The sequence below is a fragment of the Pirellulales bacterium genome, from assembly GCA_036490175.1.
Classification (GTDB): domain Bacteria; phylum Planctomycetota; class Planctomycetia; order Pirellulales; family JACPPG01; genus JACPPG01.
Genome location: DASXEJ010000215.1, coordinates 1 through 20,342, shown reverse-complemented (window position 1 = coordinate 20,342; position 20,342 = coordinate 1). Strand labels below are relative to the sequence as shown.

Below are 20,342 nucleotides of genomic sequence, written 5' to 3'. Positions count from 1 at the left end.
ATATGCGCCCCTTTGCTGGGACGTTCCTTTTGTACAGGACGTGGGATTATCTCGCGCGGATTTGTACGTGGCGCCTAGCTGCGCGCCCCGTGGAGCCTGTAACCGCGGCGCACTACGAGCGCACCGGCGGCGAACGCCGCCAGCAGTAAGCTCGACGGCTCGGGCGCCGGGACCGACAAGGTACCACCGGTAAAGCTCGACGCTGTGTGGCTGGTCGGCACTCCCTGACCGTCCAAGTTAGACACGTAACTTCCCCAAGGGCTTCCACTGATCGGCGTAATGCCGATCGATGAGGAGACCAATTCGGTCCGCTGCACGATAAATGTGCCAATCAACGTCGGATCACCCAGCGCATCCTGCGATCCTGCGCCGGGGCGACCTGCTTCGCCATACTGCCGATTGGCGGCTTCGGCGCTCGCTGCTTCGACGATAATGGCTTGCAGATCATTAGGATTTATTCCGAAATCGCCGTTCCCGTTCTGCCAGTGCATCTCAATGCCGCCTGCCGTCGCTCCGTTCGAATCATATTCGGCGAGCGATGGCGCGCTTGGGTAGTACCCGTTGGCTTGCGCCGTGCCGGGATCCATCCAGCCCGAGCTGTTTGTCAGCCCGGGGCCCAAATTGATGTTGAAGGCCGCGGTCCAGAAATCCTCGTCTGGGGCCGCATCCGTAAAAGTGAGCCGTACTTCGAATTGCAGATAGCCGTCGAGCGGCGTCGAGGCACCGTTGTTGGCGAGCGTTCCTAAGGAGGTGAGTGAACTATCGAAACTCTGTACGTAAACCGGCGTCAACGATACTAGAGACGCGCGCGCCGTCACAGGCGTAAAAATTACGAACGCACACAGCAGCAGATGTCGCAACATGGGAGATGTTTCTCGTGGTTCACATTTTGCCTTCGATACGCACGCACTAATTCTTCTTGCCGCTGGCAGCCGAACTTTGGTTCGTTGCCAGTAAATTGATCAGTTCTTCAAACGAATCGTCAAATGCCAAATCCGCAGACGGTCTTTGCGCCACCGTGGCGGCCAGAACCTGGTGCAGCGCACCAGCGTCGATTGCCGTTGTCGCGGTCAGGACGCTGGTCCTGGCGGATGATTGCGCGAAAGGAAGCGGTCCCAGCACAACTGTGCGATCGGGTGCGCTAGTCGAGGAGCCTTCCGCCGGTTCCGCGGTCGCGTTGATTGCGGGACCCTGCGCCGGTGTTGCCGACGTCACGGTTTTTAGAAAGCGCGGCAGCAGCGGCCCTACGAACCTCGCGATTGCGCTCGGGGTAACGGGCGTTGCAGTCGGCGGCGTACCGAGTGTGTCAACTGGGTCGGCGATGGTCGGGCTTGCCAACGGGTTGGAGACTGCGCCGGCTTGCGAGATAGTCTGCGCGCCAGTGGCAGCCGGCGTTTCGCCCACGGCGGCGGTTGGCGTGATCGCCATGGCCGGAGCGGCGGCAGGCGCCGTAGTCGGCGACGCCACGATGGTCAGTTGGACCAGGGGGCTCGACGGGCTCGTGGCGCCCGTAGTGCTGCTCACGGTTGACGCAAAGCCCATATGGCTTCGGACGACCGCCAGATCGGCAACGTCGACGAAACCATCGCCGTTGAAGTCGCCGCTGGCCCAGTCCGGCCCGGACAACGTGCTCCCTGTTTTCGTCCGCACGATTGCCAGGTCGCTTGTATCGACGAAACCGTCGAGGTTCGCGTCGCCGTATTCGGTGTGCAGAATGTTGTGAATCAGGAAATCAAGATCACTCTTGTCGACCTTGCCGTCGTTGTTGAGATCACCGTGCGTGTTGCCCGTGGCAATGAAACCGAACAATGTGTCGATGTCCGTGGCATCGACCTTGCCGTCGTCGTTCAGATCGCCGGGGACGACCTGCTTTGGGCTGACATTGATCGTCAGTGTGCTCGCGACAATGCCGTCGCTGAGTCGCAACTGATATTGCCCATCGATCGGCAGCGTCAGTCCCTTCAACACCAGGTGACTCTGTTGATCGGGACCAACATAGTACGACGTGTTTGTGCTCACACCATTCGGATCGGTGAGCGTTGCTAGCACCAGCCCTGTATAACCAGCGGCCGGATTGCCGGCGACATCCGCAGCCACGATGTCGAGATCAAAGACATCGGTATCGGAAACCTCGCTGGTGGTCGTTGTGAACTGGATGGCCTTCGGCACGGTCACGACAAAGGAGCCGGTTGCCGTCCCGTCAATGCTCGTGGCGGTGAACGTATAGCTGCCCGGCGTCGGTAGCGTCAGCCCCGTGAACGTAACGATCCCTTGCACGGCAGAAACGGGACCCAACTGATGTGTGCCGCCGCCATCGGTGTAGCTCAACGTCACCTGGCCGGTGTAACCGGCGGCGAACAGTTGGCGGTCGTCGTCAGCTTGCATGCTGAGCGAGAACGTTTGTCCCGCGCCCGCTACAACGGTAGTGCTGCTCGTCGGACCGAAATGCACGATCGGGTGTACGGTAAAGGATGCCTGAGTCGACAGATCGTTCGACACGACATGCAGGGTGTACGTTGTGGCAACGGAACCGGCGGTCGCGAGCTGCGGAAGTTGGAAGGAGTAGACCCCGCCACTGAAGTTGCCGCTCGTCGTGAAGACCGTGTTGCCGCTACCGTCGTCGACCTGCACCGACACGGGCCCGGCAAAGTCGGCGGCCGGATCGCCCGCTACAGTGGTGGCGCTGATCGTCACCGTGGGGGATGTGCCGGCAAACGTGTCGGCCGGCGTGACGATATTCAGTGCGGTGGCCGTTCCGCCGGCATTAGCAAACGCGGGTCCCAGAACCCATAGTTGATTCGTGGGATCGCCAAAACTGTCTTGCACCGCTGTCGACCCGCCCGAGAAGTACACCACTCCTTGGTCGTCGGCTGCAATCACGCCGGGATCAGTGTACGGATTATTGGGATTCGACGGTACCTGCGTGAGTTGGCTTGCACCGCCGGCGCCAGACCACAACTGGTAATGACCAGTCGTCGCGTCATAAATCTCGGCGTACAAGCGTCCGCCAACTGAGGATAGCTGCGCTTGCTGACCGAGGTCGGACACCTTGACGGGCTGTCCGCTCACCGAATCAATCGTCCATAGATTCACCTCGCCCTCGTCATCAGAGGACAAGAAATTCAACTGGCCGCCAACGTTTACGAGCGAAAACGGCCGTTGATCGTCGGGTTGCCCGTCTGTGGTCAGGGCCTGAGTGCCGCCGGCAGTGCCATCGGACACCCATAGTTGACTGGTGGACAATTCGTTGGCGTTCGTCGTGAAGTAGACTTTCGAGCCAACCGCAGTCAGATCGCCAATCTCCACGTTCGCTTCTGCGGGCGCGATATCGATCTTTGTTGCCGTGGGATTCGCGTCGCCAGCATCCGAAGAATCCAACGAATACAGCGATGCCGGACTGTTGTCGCCGGCACGCGTGAAAATCAATCGGGAAGTGCCGCCGGGCCCCTCGATGACAGAGAGCGACGAAATGTTTGGAAAGTTCTGTGCCGCATCAATGGCGATTTCCTTGACCACGGGAGTCGCGCCGGCCGTGAGCAGGAACACTTCATCACTTGGTTCGAGGCCCTCTTCGTACGGCCCGACCGTGGCAATGAAGGCCAGACCTCCGGCAAAGGGCGTCAAAGCCCGCATCGCAAAAAAGTTGTTGCCCGTCTCATCAAACAGATTTGTAACCTGCGTGATAACCGGATTGCCTGTGGCATCTAGACGCACGCTGCGCAACTGGTTCTGTGCGACGGAATCTCTCGCCGAGAAATACAGCGTGTCGCCGACGGCCGCTAAATTATCAATTGGGTTCAGCCCGTTGGCCGCCGAAACGATCAACCGGGCGCCCTCGGGCGTGACGGCCCAGATGTTGCCAAGACTAGGGTCGACCATTGCGACCCACCGTCCGTCGACGTCGATCGTCGTGCCGATCGTCGTGCCGATTCCGGTCAGTTGCTGGTTGGTGCCCTGAATCATCACGGGCGCCACGCCAGAACCGTTGTATTGCCAGGCGTCCCCAGCGTCGATCTGCGGATCGAGAGTCGTGAAATACGTGAGTGCGGGCGCGCCTGCGAGGTTCGAGAACGTGACGGGCGTGATCGTCTCGATGCCCTCGTTGTGCGACGGGTCGACCAAACCAGCCAAGAACGGAGTTCCGGCCGGCGTGCCCGCATTGAGCGCGCCGACAGAGGAAGCTGCCACGATCGAGGTTTGGGCCGTCGCGCTGACGCCGGTTATGAGGTCGCTAGCGGTAAGCGTTATGTTGTACGCGCCAGACTGTTGCGGCGCGAAGTTGAAGCTCGCGCCGGTCGCGGTCTGCACGACGCTACCGTTGAGAGTCGCTTGCCACGTGCTTTCCGCCGAAGGCGCGAGCGTTCCCGCCAAATCGCTGCTGAGCGTCACCGCTTGGCCCGGCGAGACTTGTGCCGGTGCGTTGCCAATTGCCGCTGTGAGTTGCTGGACGCCGGGGACAAGATAGGCCGAGATCGTGCCGTCGAACGCGGGAGTGTACTCGCCGATCTCGCCATCAACTAAATCGACAACGATGCTTCCACCGCTGATGTGAGCAGACACATTGCCCGAGCGGCCGAGCAAGTTGATCCATACGGAGCTACTGTCGGCGAGCAGTTCGTCGAGATTGACGCCGTGCGGTGGCGTGATCGTAATTTCCGCGTCGTCCCCTGCGTGTAGGCCGTCGACTTCAAGCTTGATCCCACCGAGCGGGAACAGGTAGCCGGCGGCCGGCGCTCCCATGCTGGTGGGGTCAAAGTACGAAGCTTTCAGTTGCGCGCCCCCGGAAGAAACGAATGAGATCACGCCGCCGTCGGTGCCGGCCAGGTCGGCGTGCTTCGTACCGGCGCTATCCGAAACAGTCCAGGTGAAATTGACCTGGGTCGTATGCACTCCGTCAGTCGCACTGACGGTCACTGGAGCGACGATCGGGCTCACGGTGCCCGGCAGATAGGTCCCGCTGATTACGCCCGTCTGCGGATTAATGGATAGTCCCGGCGGCAGATTCTGCGCGCTAAACGTGACGTTCGTGCCGAAGTTGTTATTGAAACCGATCGCCAGATTGGCGTTGTTAAAAAAGCTGCTGACTTGGCTGCTGGGATTCACCAGCCCGAAGTCCGATACAATCGTCCACGTGAAGCTTGCCGAGGCGGTGCCGGTCGTGTCACTTACCGTGACCTTGGTGTTGAAGACCGTATTGTCCGCCACGGTGCTGGCGACCGTGCCCGAGATGATGCCCGATTGCGGATCAATCGTAAGGCCGGTGGGCAGGCCCGTGGCCGAGAACGTGCGCGTTCCACCGCCACCGGTGACCTGGATTGCGAGCGGCGTGATCGGGTGGGCCTTGCCGCTTGCCTGATTGGCTGGAGTTACGACCCCGACGTGCGTCTGGACGTCGACGGCCTCGAAATTCGTGGCGCTGCCGCTGATCTTGGGAAGAATGCCCGCCGCAATGTTGATCGTCTCGGTACCATTAAGCACGCCGAGTGAGTAATGCGCCGTGTCGAAGCCCGCCCCCGCGTCCACGTTACCCGAGACGGTGCCGCTGGTGGACGTAAAGAAGAAATCGTCGGTGCCGGATCCGCCCTTCAAGTTGGCGAACTTCGAATAGGTGAATGCCGAGTTGAGTACGCCGGCGTTGGCGCCCGTCAGTTGCCAATTGTTGGCACTGTCGGGGCCAACCAGCGTATTCGAGCCGGTGCCACCTTTGAGCGTGATCGCTACCGAGTTTCCCGTCAGTTGAATGGGCGACGACGTCAGACCGGAGATTTGCGTGTTGCCGGCTCCGTTTGATCCAAGAGTCACAATTGCGTTCGTGGTATCGGCCGAATCATCAATGATGATCGGCAACACGGGTAGTGCCGCATTGCTCGCCACAACGGTTACCGCGCCGTGAATGCCTTGGAGCGAGCCGCCGTTGCCCAAGGTAACGGGGCCGCCATTGCCTTGGTCGATTTCTAGCGGCCCGTCGGTGCCCAACACACTTACCGAAATCCGTCCGCCGCTAATCGTCGTTCCGGCCGAGCCGCTGTCGGCCACGGTGACGGTTCGATCGTTGAGCCCTGGGAAATCCGTGATGTAAGTCAGATGCGTCGTATTTCCCTGATAGGTAATCGGTTGAGCGGTTCCGTTGTTCGTAAAGAACGAGAAGAAGCCGCTCCCGGCCGTGTCGATCTTCAGATTGTCCTGGAAAGTATTGCTCAAGTTGACGGTTAGATTCGTGACGTCGGTTGGCCGCGCCGGATCGGCTGCGACCTTGAATTGCGCGGACGAGGTAAGATTCACGCCATCTTGCCCGTCCATCAAAATCGATCCGGCGCCAAGAACCGTCATAGGCGGGAACCTGCCCGAGGTCTTCCCTCGCGTCACGGATACCTGACTGCCCGTGTTGGCGAAGAGCTGAGTGTTTGGCTGCGTATCGTTAATCGACCACTGAGCATTTGCGGCCCCGTGAATATCGAAGTGCGATGTAGTGGGAATATTAAACTGGAATACGATGCTGCCGGTCGACGGACCTCCCAGCGCGATGTTGTCGAAACTGGATTGGTCTTCCAACGTCATTTGCGGTGCGGTGGTGTCGTTGCTGTCGTCGATGGTCGTTAGCGGCACCGCGTAAGAAGCGCCAAGGAAGAGATTTCCGTTGATCGCCAACATCGAACCGCCGCCAATGTTCACGCTGGCAGCGGCGAAGTTATAAAATTCGTCGGAAGCTGAATGCGACAGATCGCCCAGTGACAATGCGCCAGTGGTTCCTTGAACCGTCACGTTGCCGATGGCATTGGTTAATGTATCCAGCTCCGTGCTCGCGCCGCTGGGAGTATTTTGAAATTGGACGTCGCCGCCGCCATAAGTGGGCATGCGGATCATCAAACCGGGGAACTGCGCCACCTGAGACAGCGATCCGAACTGGGTGATCATCGCGTAGCCGTCGGCCAAATTGCCGTAATGAATCGTCGCTCCGGCAATGCCCGTGATCTGGCTATCGGTAACCACGACTTGCGGAGTCGTGCCGGGCGAGGCCGATCCGGCGACGTTTGCGTGAATGGTCAGGCCGACGTGACTGACCGTCAGGGCTCCTAGAAGGGTCGTCAGCAAGCTATTGCCGCCAGTCACGTTGCCCCAGCCGGGCAAACCGCCGGTGGTCCCGAAGGCCGATGCGGCGCTATGCGAATCCGTTGGATCGACATCGACGCGCGTGAACGAATCGCGGCCGACAATTGTCACCGGACCTACCGTCGCCCCAACCTCGATTTGCTCCCACCCATTCACACTGTTGGGATTGGAAACGTAATTGAACGGCAATGGCAGCGGATTATTTAGAACAACCGGCGAGCCAACCCTGCCGATGTTTAGCGGCGAGTTGCCCGTCAGAAGCGGGCCATAGTCGAACACTTCCAAATTGGCGCCATAAATCACGTCACCCAAGGCCCGGTAACGTAAATCGGCTTCCCCGGGAAAATTCGAGTTCGACTCCAACCCGTCGGTAAAACCGACGCCGTTGACGACGGCGTTCGACGTGTCAAACGTAAAGGTGCCCTGGGCCGCGCCAACATAGTTCACAAACAATGGCAGACTTAAGTTAAACGGAGGGGTGAATGACAGCCACTCGTCAAGTGTGAAGCCCGGCACAATGTCGACCAGGCCGCTGAGCGTTTTCAAACCCTGCAATTGGCCGTCGAACAGGAACGAACCGTCATAGGCCGTCGAAAATATGCCTCCGGTCACGGCGAACTTATCGGCGAGATTGTAAAGGTTATCTACCTTGCCGACGTCCGTTACGGTTCCGTCGGCATTCAATCGGCGACCAGCGTACACCGAAAAATGTCCGTTCACATACAAGGGCGCGGTCGTTTTGCCCATCAGGTACACGCCGGGCGCGGTTCCGTCAGTCGTGAAGTTTTCAATCGTGGTCTTCATCGCCGAGTTCGGCGTGTCCTCCACGTCGAATTGGTCCAGCGCACTGCCCGACACTGTAAGCTCGCCCTGCAGCGTATCCATCGATAGCGTGGGCTTGGTTCCCGCGATGGTCGCCCAGCCGGTATACGTTGTGGAACCCAACGTCAGATTGTTCGCCGTCGTTCCTAGACGATCATCCACATCTTTCAGCCAAGCCATGTGGACAGAAACATTCCCTTGAATGTTGGCCATCACCCCGTTGCCGATCGATACGTCGGTCGAGGCGACATTAACAATCGGTGGCTTAGGCTGAATGTTTATGGTATCCAGCGCGATCTCGGTTGAGTTGAATTCGGTTCCCGTAATCGCCTGGGTGCCACTGATATTAACGCTCAATTCCGGATTCACATTCGACAGCACAACATGCGTCTGCCCGTACGAAGTGACCGGAAGAGCATTGTCTACTTCTGAATCAAATCCAGTGCTGAGGCCGCCGTTAGCAATCTTTGCCGCGTCCGAGTAGTCGGGCTCGGACACGTTGAAATTGAAAACACCGCGCAATTGCGAGGCGTCGAAGTTGACCAGATTGTCGGTCGCCTGCGGATCGGTGTTGATAAAGAACTCGCGCACATTCACTGTGGCGGTGAGGGGGTGACCCATCGCATCCACGTGCTCTGTGCTTTGGTAAGTCAATGTTGTATCAAAGAAGGAGACGCCCAAGCTTTCCAACAAATCATCATCCATCAAGCCGGGGCGTGGCCCTGGCCCGGAGTTGATGGTGAGTGACGCGCCGTTCACGATATAGAAAGCGTCTGGCGGCGGATTGGCAACGACGTAGGGCGAGAAAACGTCGAATTGATCGGCCAGGCCAAGGCTAGTGTTTGGAGTTCCCAGGGACGTTGGTGCAAGTGCGATCGTGGTCGGCGCCGTCACGTTCAACGTATCTTGCGGCTTGGCACCGAGGATGTTGACCGTGTTTCCGGCTTGCAGCACTGAGTCGAAGGTGCCCGTGGGGCTGAGCGTAATGGCTCCCGCCCGGACTTTGGCCGAAATCGCGTTGGGCGCGTCGGGATTCGTGCCCACCAGGCGCGCCTGCCCGTCGATGGTAATCGTGCCTGGGCTGGTTTTGGTCAGATTTGCATCGACCGTGCCGCCGGGTAAGTAGATATACGCTAGATCATTTGCGCGGTAATTCTCGATCAAGACATCAAGGTTTTCGGTAACGTTTTCGATATTGAGCTTGCCGGCGCCGTCCATTAGACCGCCGCTGATCGAGTACGCGGCGCCGGCCGGATCGAGATCGCCGTCGAAGATCGTCTCCGTGCCGTCATTGTTGTCAGGGTCGTCCGTGTGAAAATTAAAGATGATCTGGACGTTCGAAATCGGCGCCAAGCTCTTCAGTCGCACGCTCGTTCCATCGGGATTCAGACGGCGCCCCAAGTAGAGATTGAAATCGCCGTTGATCTGGATGTTGTGCGTCGCCGCGACCACAAAGATAGAATTCCGCGTGGCCGTGGCATTGTCGATAACGAGCGTGTCGATTTGTGAGGGGTTCGCCTCGACATCAAGCTGGTCCCCCGCGGCCGTTAGCAACGTCAGACTGCCCACCAAAGGAGCTAGGTCGTTGCCCAGAAATACTGTCGGCTCGAACGAAGAACTGGGAATCGTCCAGCCGGTAAACGTGTTGGCGGTCAACGTGAAGATATGAGGAGCGGTGTTCGTGGAATTGTCGATCGTCAATTCCGCGGCTTCTACGCTGACGTTGCTTTCGATGTGTGACAGTTTACCGTCGCCGACGGTAATTTCGGCCGGATTTGCGGGATCGGTCCCGGCGACGATCACGGTCATGTTTGCGGCAACCTGCAACAGCTTGACCGTGGCGCCGCCCACTTCAACGTGCAGCGTCCCTTTCATCTGCGAGGCATCGACTGTGGCCAGGTTGCCCTTGTCCTGCGTAGGAACAATGAACGTGGTGATATCCTGTGCGCGATGACTGTCGATTTCCACATCATAAGGCGTGACCGAATTTTCCAGTTGGGCCACGGAATTGCCCAGGGGATCGGGCGCTATAGTGACATTTTCAGCATGGGTAGTGACCGAGATGTCGTCGACCGCCGTGGAATTGGCGGGCCGTACGGAACCATCGATCTTGACCAACCCCATGCCGGTGCCGTCGATGTCGCCAATATTTACCTGCCCACCGTGCAGTGTCACATCCAAGCTGTCGGAGGCGGTGAAACCGAGCATCTTCAAGCTAGCGCCAGGCTGGTCGCCACTGGGGCCTTGCAAGACGTCGAGACTGAACAGATTAGGATTGGCGACAGGATCAACCGGGCCGCTTTCGGAAATCTCCAGCGGATCGTTTAATCCCGTCAAGGGCGTGTCGAGCAGTACTTTTGTAGGCGCGTTAGCCGAGGCACCGCGGTTGACCAGGAAGTGCACGGGACCCAGCGAACTCATATCGCCGATATCCAAGGTTCCACCGTCCATATCGACGGCTAGAGTAAACGCACTACTGACCGTGATGTCGGTTAGATAGCCAGTGATGTGGATATTGTCGCTTTCGGCCCGCAACGTCACATTGTCGGCAACCGAAGCCGGCAAACCGGTACGGTCAACGATCACCGTATTGTCTGCTGCGGGTTCGGCGATAATGTCGCCTGGAATTACCGGCGCGTTGGGGTCGGCGAGCTTCGCCTCGATCCTGAATTCGTTCTGTCCCGCGCCGCCGACATAGGTAGCAACCGATCCGCCTTCGAAAAAGTTATCCCATGTGCCGCCCCCCAAAAACACGTTCGCTCCGGCACCGGCCAGCACGTTGCTGGTATGTGCCGGCGAACCACCGGGCGCCACGACATGCGCTAGAATTTGCTGTCGCGTTTCATCGGGCATCGCAAAGTTAATGTTGTTCACATCGAACACGTTGGGATCGATATCGTCGCCGAATCCATCAACCTGTTGGGCCTGTTGATTGAAAGCCCGCAGCTTGTCGTCGCCGCCGCCGCCGATCAAAACTGCCTTGCCGGCACCTTGATATTCCAAAATGTCGTTGCCGCTGCCGCCGATGAGAACCGCATTTACCGGCGTGCCATCGGCATCGCCCATTAGGTTGCCAACCGAGATGGTTTGGTTTCCGGTTTCTGGCTCCGGGTCGTTGAGAAAATCGAGGGCTGGCGTCGTAGCTACCAGGTTGTAGTGAATGGGAGTCCAACCATCGTCGGGCGTGCCGTTGGTAATAGGCTGAAATACGGTGAATAGACTGTCGCTGGTCTGCTCTTCCAGATCTTCACCGACCAGATTCCCATTTACATGCTGGAAATAACCGACGGGGTATGACTCCTTGTGATCCGGGTACGAAACCACGATGGCCTCGACATAGGCCTTCGGATCGGCCCCCGAGACATTGAACTGCGAAAGGCCGGTGTCAAAGCTCGCAGGATCCTCTTGCTCCATCTTGACGTCGATGTTTTCGTTGTCGGAGTCTTTGTCGATAAAGATCGTGTTATTTGTGGCGAACAGGGGCGAATCGTCGTTGCTGTCGAAGTCGACCAAGGTGATGTGCGCGAGCTGGACATCGGCCAGCACAATGTCGCCGACGAATGCGGGAATGACGATCTGCAAATCGGCCTCGACAAAAATGCTGCCGCTGGCCGTGAACGGATCGCTGCCGTCTCCCAGTTCGTCAGCCAGCGCCCCCAATCGCACACGTTGTTGGGCATCATCAAGTGACGGATCCAAATGCAAATCGACATCGGCAAACAAGCCGCCGCTTACCTTAATGATCAACGCTTTGGCCGCGAGCGAAACGCCTCCTGTAATGTCGAAGCCCGTCGCGGCATGGCCAGCGCTGTTCGTGGAGTTGTCGAGATAAAAACCGTCGAGAATATCGTCGGTTAATTTTCCGGCGTCGGCGCCGCTCGCGGTATCGGCCACAAATTCTCGCAGTCCATGCGTGTCGTACCCCACGCTCAGATCGAACGAGAAGGCGACACTCACATCTGCGAATAGCCCAGCAAATGGCGGAATGGCCAGGATCGGAATCTCGATCGACAGCGGCACGGTCAGCGACGGCATCTTGAAGCTGAACAGCGTGGCGTCTTGTCCGGTCAGCATGGCAAACACACTGTGCAGCGGATCGGTCAGAACCGGGAACTGGAATCCCGACGCGCTGTCGCCGCCAACCTGGTTCAGCGAACTGCCGGCATCGGTTTGGGCCTGCTGCATAATGTCGCCGGCCACGTTGCTGGTGTTGATTGTTGGGCCGTTGAGCCGAATATCGTTCGTCAGCGTGAAGCTGCCCAAATCGATCGCACCAGTTCCGCCCAAGCTACTAGGATCAATGTTGTCGATGGCCGTGATGGCATCGAGGGCATCGTCGTATCCGCTTCCTTCAATGCCTAGCAGCGACCGCAACGTGACATTCAAACCTAAATCGCTTAAGCCAGGGATCGGCGTATTGATCACGTCGATGATCGGCTGCATCGGCTTGGTGAAGTGCTGAATATCCGTCACCAGGCTGGCAAGGTAGCTGCCAAAGAAACTGCCCACATCGATCGAGACATGGTCGAAGCCGATGTCGCTCATGGTGCCAAGGGTGTTGGCGCTTAAACTTCCCGTCAGCGTCGTGCTCGCGAGCGACCAGTCGAAATGGAAATCGCTGGTGATTTTTGGATTGAATGGCAAATCGCCTGTGCCAAATTCGAGCGAGGCGTGCAAGCCTAGGTGAGCCGTGGCGGTCAGCGATACATTAACTTGGCTGGCCGAGGCGATGTTCACCCCATACGTGCCTGTGAATTGCGTGCCATCGTCGGTGGCAGAAAGGTGCAACAGACCCGCCAGCGTGCCATTAATCGAAAACCCGGCGCTCGGTGTGGCCGACACCTCCAGCGCCAACGGAGCGTTAGGCAGCGTCGGATCAACCGTTGATAGATTCGTCGATTCTAAAGCGATGGCGCTCGTCGTAGGATCGAAAGTGAACTGCAGCAGGTAATCCATTCCCACTTTCAGATCGATACTGCCGCTGCTGCTCAGGCTGAAGAAGCTGCCTAGATCCGCATCGAATTGGGGATGGACGCTGGACGTCGCCAGGTCTTGATGTAGTTGTAACTGGAAGCGCCAGGTCCCGTCCGGATTGATGTCGGGCGTGACAACAATGCCCGTGGCGACGGAAGACAACTCGCTTTTCACAAACCCGGCGATGACCAAATCCGACGCGCCGGGATGGCTGGCAATGTCGCTGGCGACTGCTTGAAACCCGCTTTGCAAGCTGTTGGCTTTGCTGCCAATGGCCTGTGTCAGGCCGGGATTGTTTCCCAGGTTCGCGCCCAGAATAGGAATCGACGGCGCCTGGTTCACCGCCGTCGAGACGTTGGTTTCCAAAGTGGACAAGGTGCTCTGTAGATCACCCGCCAGCATCGAAAAGTCGATGGCCAGCATCCGACGATCTTCCAGAGCCTCGATATGAATTACACGCGATGCGGGACGGCTTGCGGCGGATGTAATGGCAAACGGTTGCAAATTGCGTGAGATCCGTCGCCTCGTGCGACCATTCTTCTGGCGGAGCCGTGCGAAATAGTTGATCATCGTGTTGGTGTCTTGCGCATCAGAGGTGCTGGGGGGAGAGGCATCCGGCTTCCGTGCTCGAGTAGCCGCGGAACGTTTTGCGGGGACTTGCGCACCGGCATCCGTAGCCGATTGCGGCAATTCGTCCCAAGAAAGGCGCTCAGTCCCTTTCAGCGCCCGACCTGTGTCGTTCCCTCCGTTCGGTGGTTTTGCTCGCTCCAAAACGCCAGGAATCGACGGGGAAATCTTGCCCAGAGGTCTGTTGCCAGTGGCGAACTTTCAAGAAAGCGCTTTGGGTGGGATGAAACCGCACCCCGCGAATGTTAAGATGGCAAAGGCCGAAAAAAGGAAATAGCTGGATCCGTGCAACACCTATATCGCCAACCGGCGAAAAAACGCACAAAATCCAACTGCGGGTGGAAAAAAATCTGACATGGGCGGACAGCCAACTAGCCCAGCCGAACGTCTCCGGGGCCGCCGGTCCATGCCCGAGATCGCCGATTTCGTTGAGTTTTTGCGCCGAATTCGCGCCGGCGACGACGACGCGGCCAGAGAATTGGTCGACCGCTTCGAGCCTTTGATCCGCCGCGAGGTCCGATTGCGAATTGGCGACGACCGTCTCAACCGGGCATTCGATTCCGTCGATATCAGCCAGTCGGTGCTAGCGAGCTTCTTCGTTCGCGCTTCGACGGGCGAATACGAGCTCGATCAGCCCGATCAACTTGCCCGTCTGCTCGTCACCATGGCTCGCAATCGCGTCAGGTCACGCGCCCGTCGCGAGCGGCGCCAGGTGCGCGACGTCCGCCGGCTGGCCGCCAAGCCAGGTGTGCTGAACGACATCGCCGATCCTCGTCCGTCGCCGTTTGACGTCGTCTCGCGCAAGGAGCAACTCGAACGGGTCAAGTCGTCGCTGACCGTCGAAGAGCTGGCGATCTTCGAATTACGCAGTATCGGGCTCAGTTGGAGTGAGGTGGTCGAGCGCCTGGGGGGCAGCATCCAAGCTCGCCGCATGCAATTGTCGCGCGGCATCGAGCGGGCTGAGTGGCAACTCAATCTTGTCGAATAACCATGCTGGCGTGTCGCGCGCATTTGGCGAATAATCGACGTCACACGTCCTCTCGCGCACCGCCAGAATCGTCGCAGTCGCCATGAGCCGTACCGATCAACCATCGAGTGCACGCCGGGACGACCACGACGACGCGCGGACTCAACTGCGTTCCGTAACCGAAGCCTTTAAGCGCGCCTTGCAACGCGAAGGCACGCCCGATCTGGCCGCCTTCGTGAATGAGCGCGGCGACGCATCACCGCGCGACCTGGCGACGCTTGTGTGCATCGACCTCGACGCGCGTTGGCGCCGCGACGATCCTTGCCAGGCCGAAGAATACCTGGAGCGCTTCCCCCAACTCGCCGCTGATTCCGAATCGGCAATTGACGTGATTTACGCCGAGTACCTTGCGTGTGAGCGCGCCGGCAGTCGACCGGATGTCGATGAATACCGGCGGCGTTTTCCCAGGTTCGCCGACGTGCTCTGTGCCCAGATTCAATTGCACGACGCGATCGAATTGGTCGATGACGAGCCGATCGATCCATGCGGCGAGTCGACACCGAATGTTGAGCTGCAGGTTGATGAATCGAGAGACGCTGCTGCGGATCAACCTACCTACGAGATCCTGGAAGTCATCGGCCGCGGAGGCATGGGGGTTGTCTACCGAGCGCGACAGACCGCGCTCAACCGCTTCATAGCGCTCAAAATGGTACGCGCCATCGACGCCAGCAATCTCGATTTGCTAGCGCGATTCCGCTCCGAGGCGCGCGTTGTCGCCGCCCTCGACCATCCGCACATCGTGAAGGTGTTCGACTACGGCGAGCACGATGCTCTTCCGTACATCGCGATGGAGCTGATCGAAGGTGGGTCCTTGGCCGATCGCCTGGACGGCACGCCCTGGCCGCCGCGCGCCGCCGCCGAATTAATCAGCAAGCTGGCCGCGGGCGTTAGCTACGCCCACGAGCGCCAGGTCGTGCATCGCGATTTGAAACCTGCCAATGTGTTGGTTGCCTCCGACGAAAGTCCGCTGGAAGTCAAGATTACCGATTTCGGTCTGGCCAAGTTCTATGCCGACGATTCGTCGTCGCACACCAAAACTAATGCTTTCTTCGGCACCCCCAGTTACATGGCCCCCGAGCAGGCCAAGGGGCGCTACAACGAGATTGGTGTTGCCAGCGATATCTACTCGCTAGGGGCGATCTTGTACGAATTGCTCACCGGACGTCCGCCATTTTGCGGCGAGTCCCCGATGGAGACTTTGCGGTTGCTGATTTCCAGCGAGCCGGTGCCAACGCAGCGCATGATGCCGCACATACCGCGCGACCTGGCGACCATTTGTGATAAATGCCTGCACGGCGCCAGCGCGCGCCGTTATGCATCGGCGCGAGAGTTACGCGAGGATATCGAGCGTTATCTCGCCGGCAAGCCGATTCTTGCCCGTAAGACCGGTGCGCTCGAGCGCACCTGGCGCTGGTGCAGGCGCAATCCGTCGTTGGCGACGGCGCTTGGATCCGTGGCCGCGCTGCTATTTGGAATTGCGGTGGTTTCGCTGTGGTACTCCGGCCAACTCAGGGACGAGCTTTCCAAAACGCTCTTGGCCAACCGCGCGGCGCAGGAGCGCCTATGGGACGCCTATCTCACCGAGGCCAACGCGCGCAGTAGTAGCCAGCAGGTTGGCCAACGATTTGCCTCGCTGGACACGATCGAAAAGGCCGCGGAGCTGCTGTCGGCGATCGGTCGCACCCCGGACCGCCAACTGCAGCTGCGCAACGCCGTACTCGCTTCGGTGGCGCTGCCGGATCTGCGCGCCGCGCGAACCATTGCGACGATTGCCGACAATTCCTACGCTGCCGACATGTCCGTTGCCGCTGATTGCTACATCGTCGCGTCGACCAATGGCACGCTCACCGGATACGGCCTCTCGGACGCGAAGCAACGATGGTCTGTCCCCTGCCCAACTTCGATCATCGTCCCCGTGCTATCGCACGATGGTCGTTTCGCGGCGAGCGTCGGCAACGACGTTACGCAAGTGTGGCGTGTCCACGGCAGCCAGCCACAATTGGCCTGGCAGGCGCGCGGCGCGCAACATTTAACCTTCGATCGTGATGGCCGCTTCGCCGCGTGCAGCGACCCAGTACAAGGTATGCGGCTCGTCCATACCGACGACGGCAGCGAAGTGCGCGCGCTGGGCAAAGGCGCAGCGCGATCGAGCTTCTCCTTTCACGAGCCAACTGGTCGGATCGCGGTCCGTGTTGGCGGTAACGTGCAAGTCATCGATCTGCACAGCGGCCAGGTCACATGCGAAATACCGATCGGCACCGAGTTGGAGCAGCGCATTGCCTGGCATCCGAGCGGTGAGTATCTGGCGACTTGGTCGGACCAGGAAATCGTGATTTGGAGCATGCGCACGCATACCAAAAAGGCTCAGTTCGCGCATCGTGGTGTTCCCTCGCAGTTGGTTTTCAATGAAGATGGGTCGCTGCTGGCGTCGCAAAGCTTGTGGGACAGCCGGCTCCTGGTGTGGGATCCGAGCACCGGCGAGAGATTTCTGGAGGTGCCCAATTTCGCGGTCATGGCGTGCGACGCCACGAGCCAGCGCCGCATCGTTTTTCTATCGAAGAGCAACAGCGCGCTGCTACTCACGCAGCTCGAACCCGGTGCCTGCCGGTCGTTGGCTCAAACGCTCGATCCACCGCTCGGGTGGTGGTACAACGCCTCGGTCAGTCCCGAGGGACGAATCATCGCCTTCTCTTGCGATCAAGGGCTCGAGTTGTGGGACCTGCAAACCGTGCGGCGACTCTTGGCTTGGCCGGTCGGGGACTGCTGGGCCGAATTCGATCGCCAGGGCCGTTTGATAGTCTCCTGCGTACAAGGCGTCTATCGCCTGGAGCGGCGCGACGAGCAAGTTGCAAAGAATGTCGATGGCGCCGAAAGCACGGTCATCGCGTCGGACGCGTCGTCCAATCGTCGCACGGTGGTGAACTTCGGCCCGCCGGACCAATTGGCAGGTCCGATCGTGCCATCGAGTTTGGCGCTCAATGATGGTGGAGAGACGCTGCTCATGCAGGATGGCGCCGGCTGGATCATGCACCGTCCCGACGCTCCTGGCTCAGGTTTCCGTTTGCAAATGATCGGCGATCCACGCAAGGGTGCGGTCAGCAACGACGATCGTCATGCGGTCGTCGCCAATTGGGAAAGGGGGGGCGCGAGGGTTTGGGATGCGCGCTCCGGCACGCAAGTCGACGATCTGGCGATCGGCCGACACGGCATCGTAAAGTTCAGCCCCGACAATCGGCTGTTGGTCGCCACTCCGGATGGCGTGACCGTATGGGACACGCGCAATTGGACAAAGCTCACAGACCTTCACGCCGTCGGCACGACGCCAACGGGCTTGGGCATTGCCTTCTCGCCCGACAGCCGCGTGCTGGCCGTCGGGCAAATCAACGGTGTGCTGAAGCTGGTCGACCCGCTCACGGGTGACGAGTGGGCGCGTCTCTCTTGGCGCGACCTGCGCGCGGCAACGACGATTGCGTTTGGTCCAGAGCAACGACTGATGATCACCGCCTCGATCGAAGCGGGGTTTCCCGCTCAAGTCTGGGACTTGGTGTCGATGCGCCGCGAGCTCGCCCAGCGCGGATTGGACCTTCCCGCCGATGTACTAACGGCCGGATCCGAGCCGTCGAGCTTTGCCGGCGAACTAGAAGTGCGCATCGACGACGGCAATCAATTCGAAAAGCGACCCTTGTCAATGGCCGATGAGTCGCCGGGTGACCCCGCGGGTGCTTCGCCCGTCGACTGAACGCCCAGCGCTACTGGTGTGAGCAGCGATATCCTCTCTGGAAAAGACGGTTTCGAGCGGATAGGTAATCAACCCAAGGCACGCCACCGCCGATGAACGAGCCGATTCCAAGCATACGGCAGCTTGGCTGCTGCGAATGGCTGGGCGGTTTGTTGCGGCACTACGAGCGCCGCGCCGCATAGCCGACTGACTGGCTTCCGCGGACCTGGGCCGACCCACGCGCTGACGGTAAAAATCGTCGCGCTTACGCGTCAAAGGCCGTCAATCACGCGCCGCTCAGTCCCCATGACGCAACGCGCTGGACAATGAATCTTGTCCCTGCGATCCGATGCGACCAAGAATTCACGACTTTTGGCAGCGGCGATACTTCTTGCATTGGGCGGGCGACGAATGAAGCTAAAGTCGGGTACAAACCAGTGGGTCTCCGTCGTCTCAGCGATCTCGATCGACTCTCGCCATATGCGGCGAGGACGGATATTAGGCTTCTGTTTGGACTTATTCGTACCTTGCAATCCGCACTTTGCGTAGCTACCTTCGATCGTATTGGCTCGGCACCTTTCCTCTCGACGAGCGAGATTGGGCGCACCCTCTAAAGGAACGCCACTGAGCGTTATCTAAAGCCGGACTTCTCGCAATCGTTGCTCTACACGTGACGATTGATCTCTTGCTGGCGTCCTCGATCCCCTGCGAAATCGGCAGCTTGCTGCCTGCGTTCGATCCATGATCCGACGGTCTTTTTTCAAGGGAACAAGCCCATGTTCAAAGCATTCGCCATTTTTCTGCTGGCTGCATCAACGTTCGCCGATGCGAACTCCAGCGCGAAGTCCGCAATGCTGTACTTTGACACCACCGGTATGTTTGGCAGTCAAGTTGTTCCACCCGACGCTTCACCAGGGATCGGTAATGCCTTTATGGCATTAGATGACGTAACGGGAGCCCTTTCAGTTAATGTTGGGGACTTTGAACTTCTTGAAGGCATTGCCACTTCCGCGACTCTGAATGACGCGCCGCCCGGAAGCAACGGCCCCTTAATCACCACGTTCACCATCACGACTCCAGGACTGCCCGCCGGAAATTTTACAGGGGGCGCGGTCCTAAATGCCGGTCAAATTAGCGACCTCAAGGCGGGCGACATGTACGTTGTCGTTAGTTCCTCCGTCTTTCCGTCGGGCGAGATCCGCGGCCAACTTACTCAGGTTCCAGAGCCAAATGGACTTGCGCTCGCCGCGCTCGGAGGAGTCGTGCTGCTGGTTGTTCGTCGACGCGTGCGATGTGCCAGCCGTAGGAAGTTTGCGGCGTAGGCGGCTGTACAACAATCACAAAACCATCTGCCTGGCGCTATCCCTGTTGACGGTCATGTTTTCCAAGGAAGAAAGCTGGCAAATTCGGCGCACGCCCTCCTCGCGAACGGGTCGACACTGGGTATAAATAGCTAACGTCCGGTCTCTTTATCACGCGATCGCTGAACGCTATTGGCTCTAACATCAGGCAACAACGTGCCGATCCCCGCACGGGCAGCTGAAGACGGCATCCTCCCAGGGACGGAATCGAACCACCGCCATACGAGTTAACGGCAGTGAGCCAGCCCTGGCGACTTCAAAGGCGCAAGCTCTCACGCACAATTAAGTTACCATAGTTTTTGTACAGGGCGATTTGTGACACGGGCCACCGAACATCCGAAGGCCGAATGGGTTGTTGAGCGGACAGGAGAGTTCGTTCGGCACACGCAGGACAACAAACTCGCCATCGACCTAGTGTTCCACGACGCGGACCGAAAGTTCGGCAAGGCCTTTGACGCCTGCCTGCGAAAGTGTGGTTTGCGACCACGCCGGCTGCGTCCTCGCTCACCCAACCTCAATGCCTTCGTGGAACGGTGGATCCAGGCCATTCAAATCGAGTGCTTGGACCATTTCGTGGTGCTGGGCACGGCGCACTTGAACTACCTGGTTGAAGAGTTCGTTGCGCACTACCACGAGGAGAGACCACACCAGGGACTCGACAATAAACTGATCGTTCCTGGAAAACCACCGCCCGAGGACGAGA

Annotated in this window: 6 protein-coding genes; 4 read left to right on the top strand and 2 right to left on the bottom strand. The window is 59.1% G+C overall.

The features are described from left to right. Positions 1–74 precede the first annotated feature (74 nt). Complete coding sequence (locus VGG64_15285; protein ID HEY1600965.1) at positions 75–863, bottom strand: hypothetical protein; 789 nt, start codon at positions 861–863, stop codon at positions 75–77. Between the two features lie 46 nt (positions 864–909). Further along, positions 910–13,476 carry a putative Ig domain-containing protein gene (locus VGG64_15280; protein ID HEY1600964.1) on the bottom strand — a complete coding sequence of 4,189 codons (12,567 nt, stop codon included), beginning with the start codon at positions 13,474–13,476 and terminating at the stop codon, positions 910–912. Positions 13,477–13,939: 463 nt separating this feature from the next. Between VGG64_15280 and VGG64_15275 the strand changes: the two genes are divergently transcribed. The 4 genes from VGG64_15275 to VGG64_15260 all read left to right on the top strand — a co-directional run. After that, entirely contained in the window at positions 13,940–14,521 is a 582-nt protein-coding gene (locus VGG64_15275; protein ID HEY1600963.1) for an ECF-type sigma factor, read from the top strand. A gap of 82 nt (positions 14,522–14,603) precedes the next feature. Further along, the gene (locus VGG64_15270) at positions 14,604–18,299 is read left to right on the top strand and encodes a serine/threonine-protein kinase (GenBank protein ID HEY1600962.1); all 3,696 of its coding nucleotides are present in this window, start codon (positions 14,604–14,606) and stop codon (positions 18,297–18,299) included. Positions 18,300–19,054: 755 nt separating this feature from the next. After that, positions 19,055–19,600 (top strand): CHRD domain-containing protein, encoded by a 546-nt coding sequence (locus VGG64_15265; GenBank protein HEY1600961.1) that lies wholly within the window; start codon positions 19,055–19,057, stop codon positions 19,598–19,600. A gap of 354 nt (positions 19,601–19,954) precedes the next feature. After that, the coding region (locus tag VGG64_15260) for an integrase core domain-containing protein (GenBank protein HEY1600960.1) at positions 19,955–20,342 on the top strand (388 nt) is incomplete at its 3' end.

Bases quoted from the DNA above. Each gene is read 5' to 3' on its own strand.
- VGG64_15285 (HEY1600965.1), bottom strand. From the start codon at position 863: ATGTTGCGACATCTGCTGCTGTGTGCGTTCGTAATTTTTACGCCTGTG.
- VGG64_15280 (HEY1600964.1), bottom strand. From the start codon at position 13,476: ATGATCAACTATTTCGCACGGCTCCGCCAGAAGAATGGTCGCACGAGG.
- VGG64_15275 (HEY1600963.1), top strand. From the start codon at position 13,940: ATGCCCGAGATCGCCGATTTCGTTGAGTTTTTGCGCCGAATTCGCGCC.
- VGG64_15270 (HEY1600962.1), top strand. From the start codon at position 14,604: ATGAGCCGTACCGATCAACCATCGAGTGCACGCCGGGACGACCACGAC.
- VGG64_15265 (HEY1600961.1), top strand. From the start codon at position 19,055: ATGTTCAAAGCATTCGCCATTTTTCTGCTGGCTGCATCAACGTTCGCC.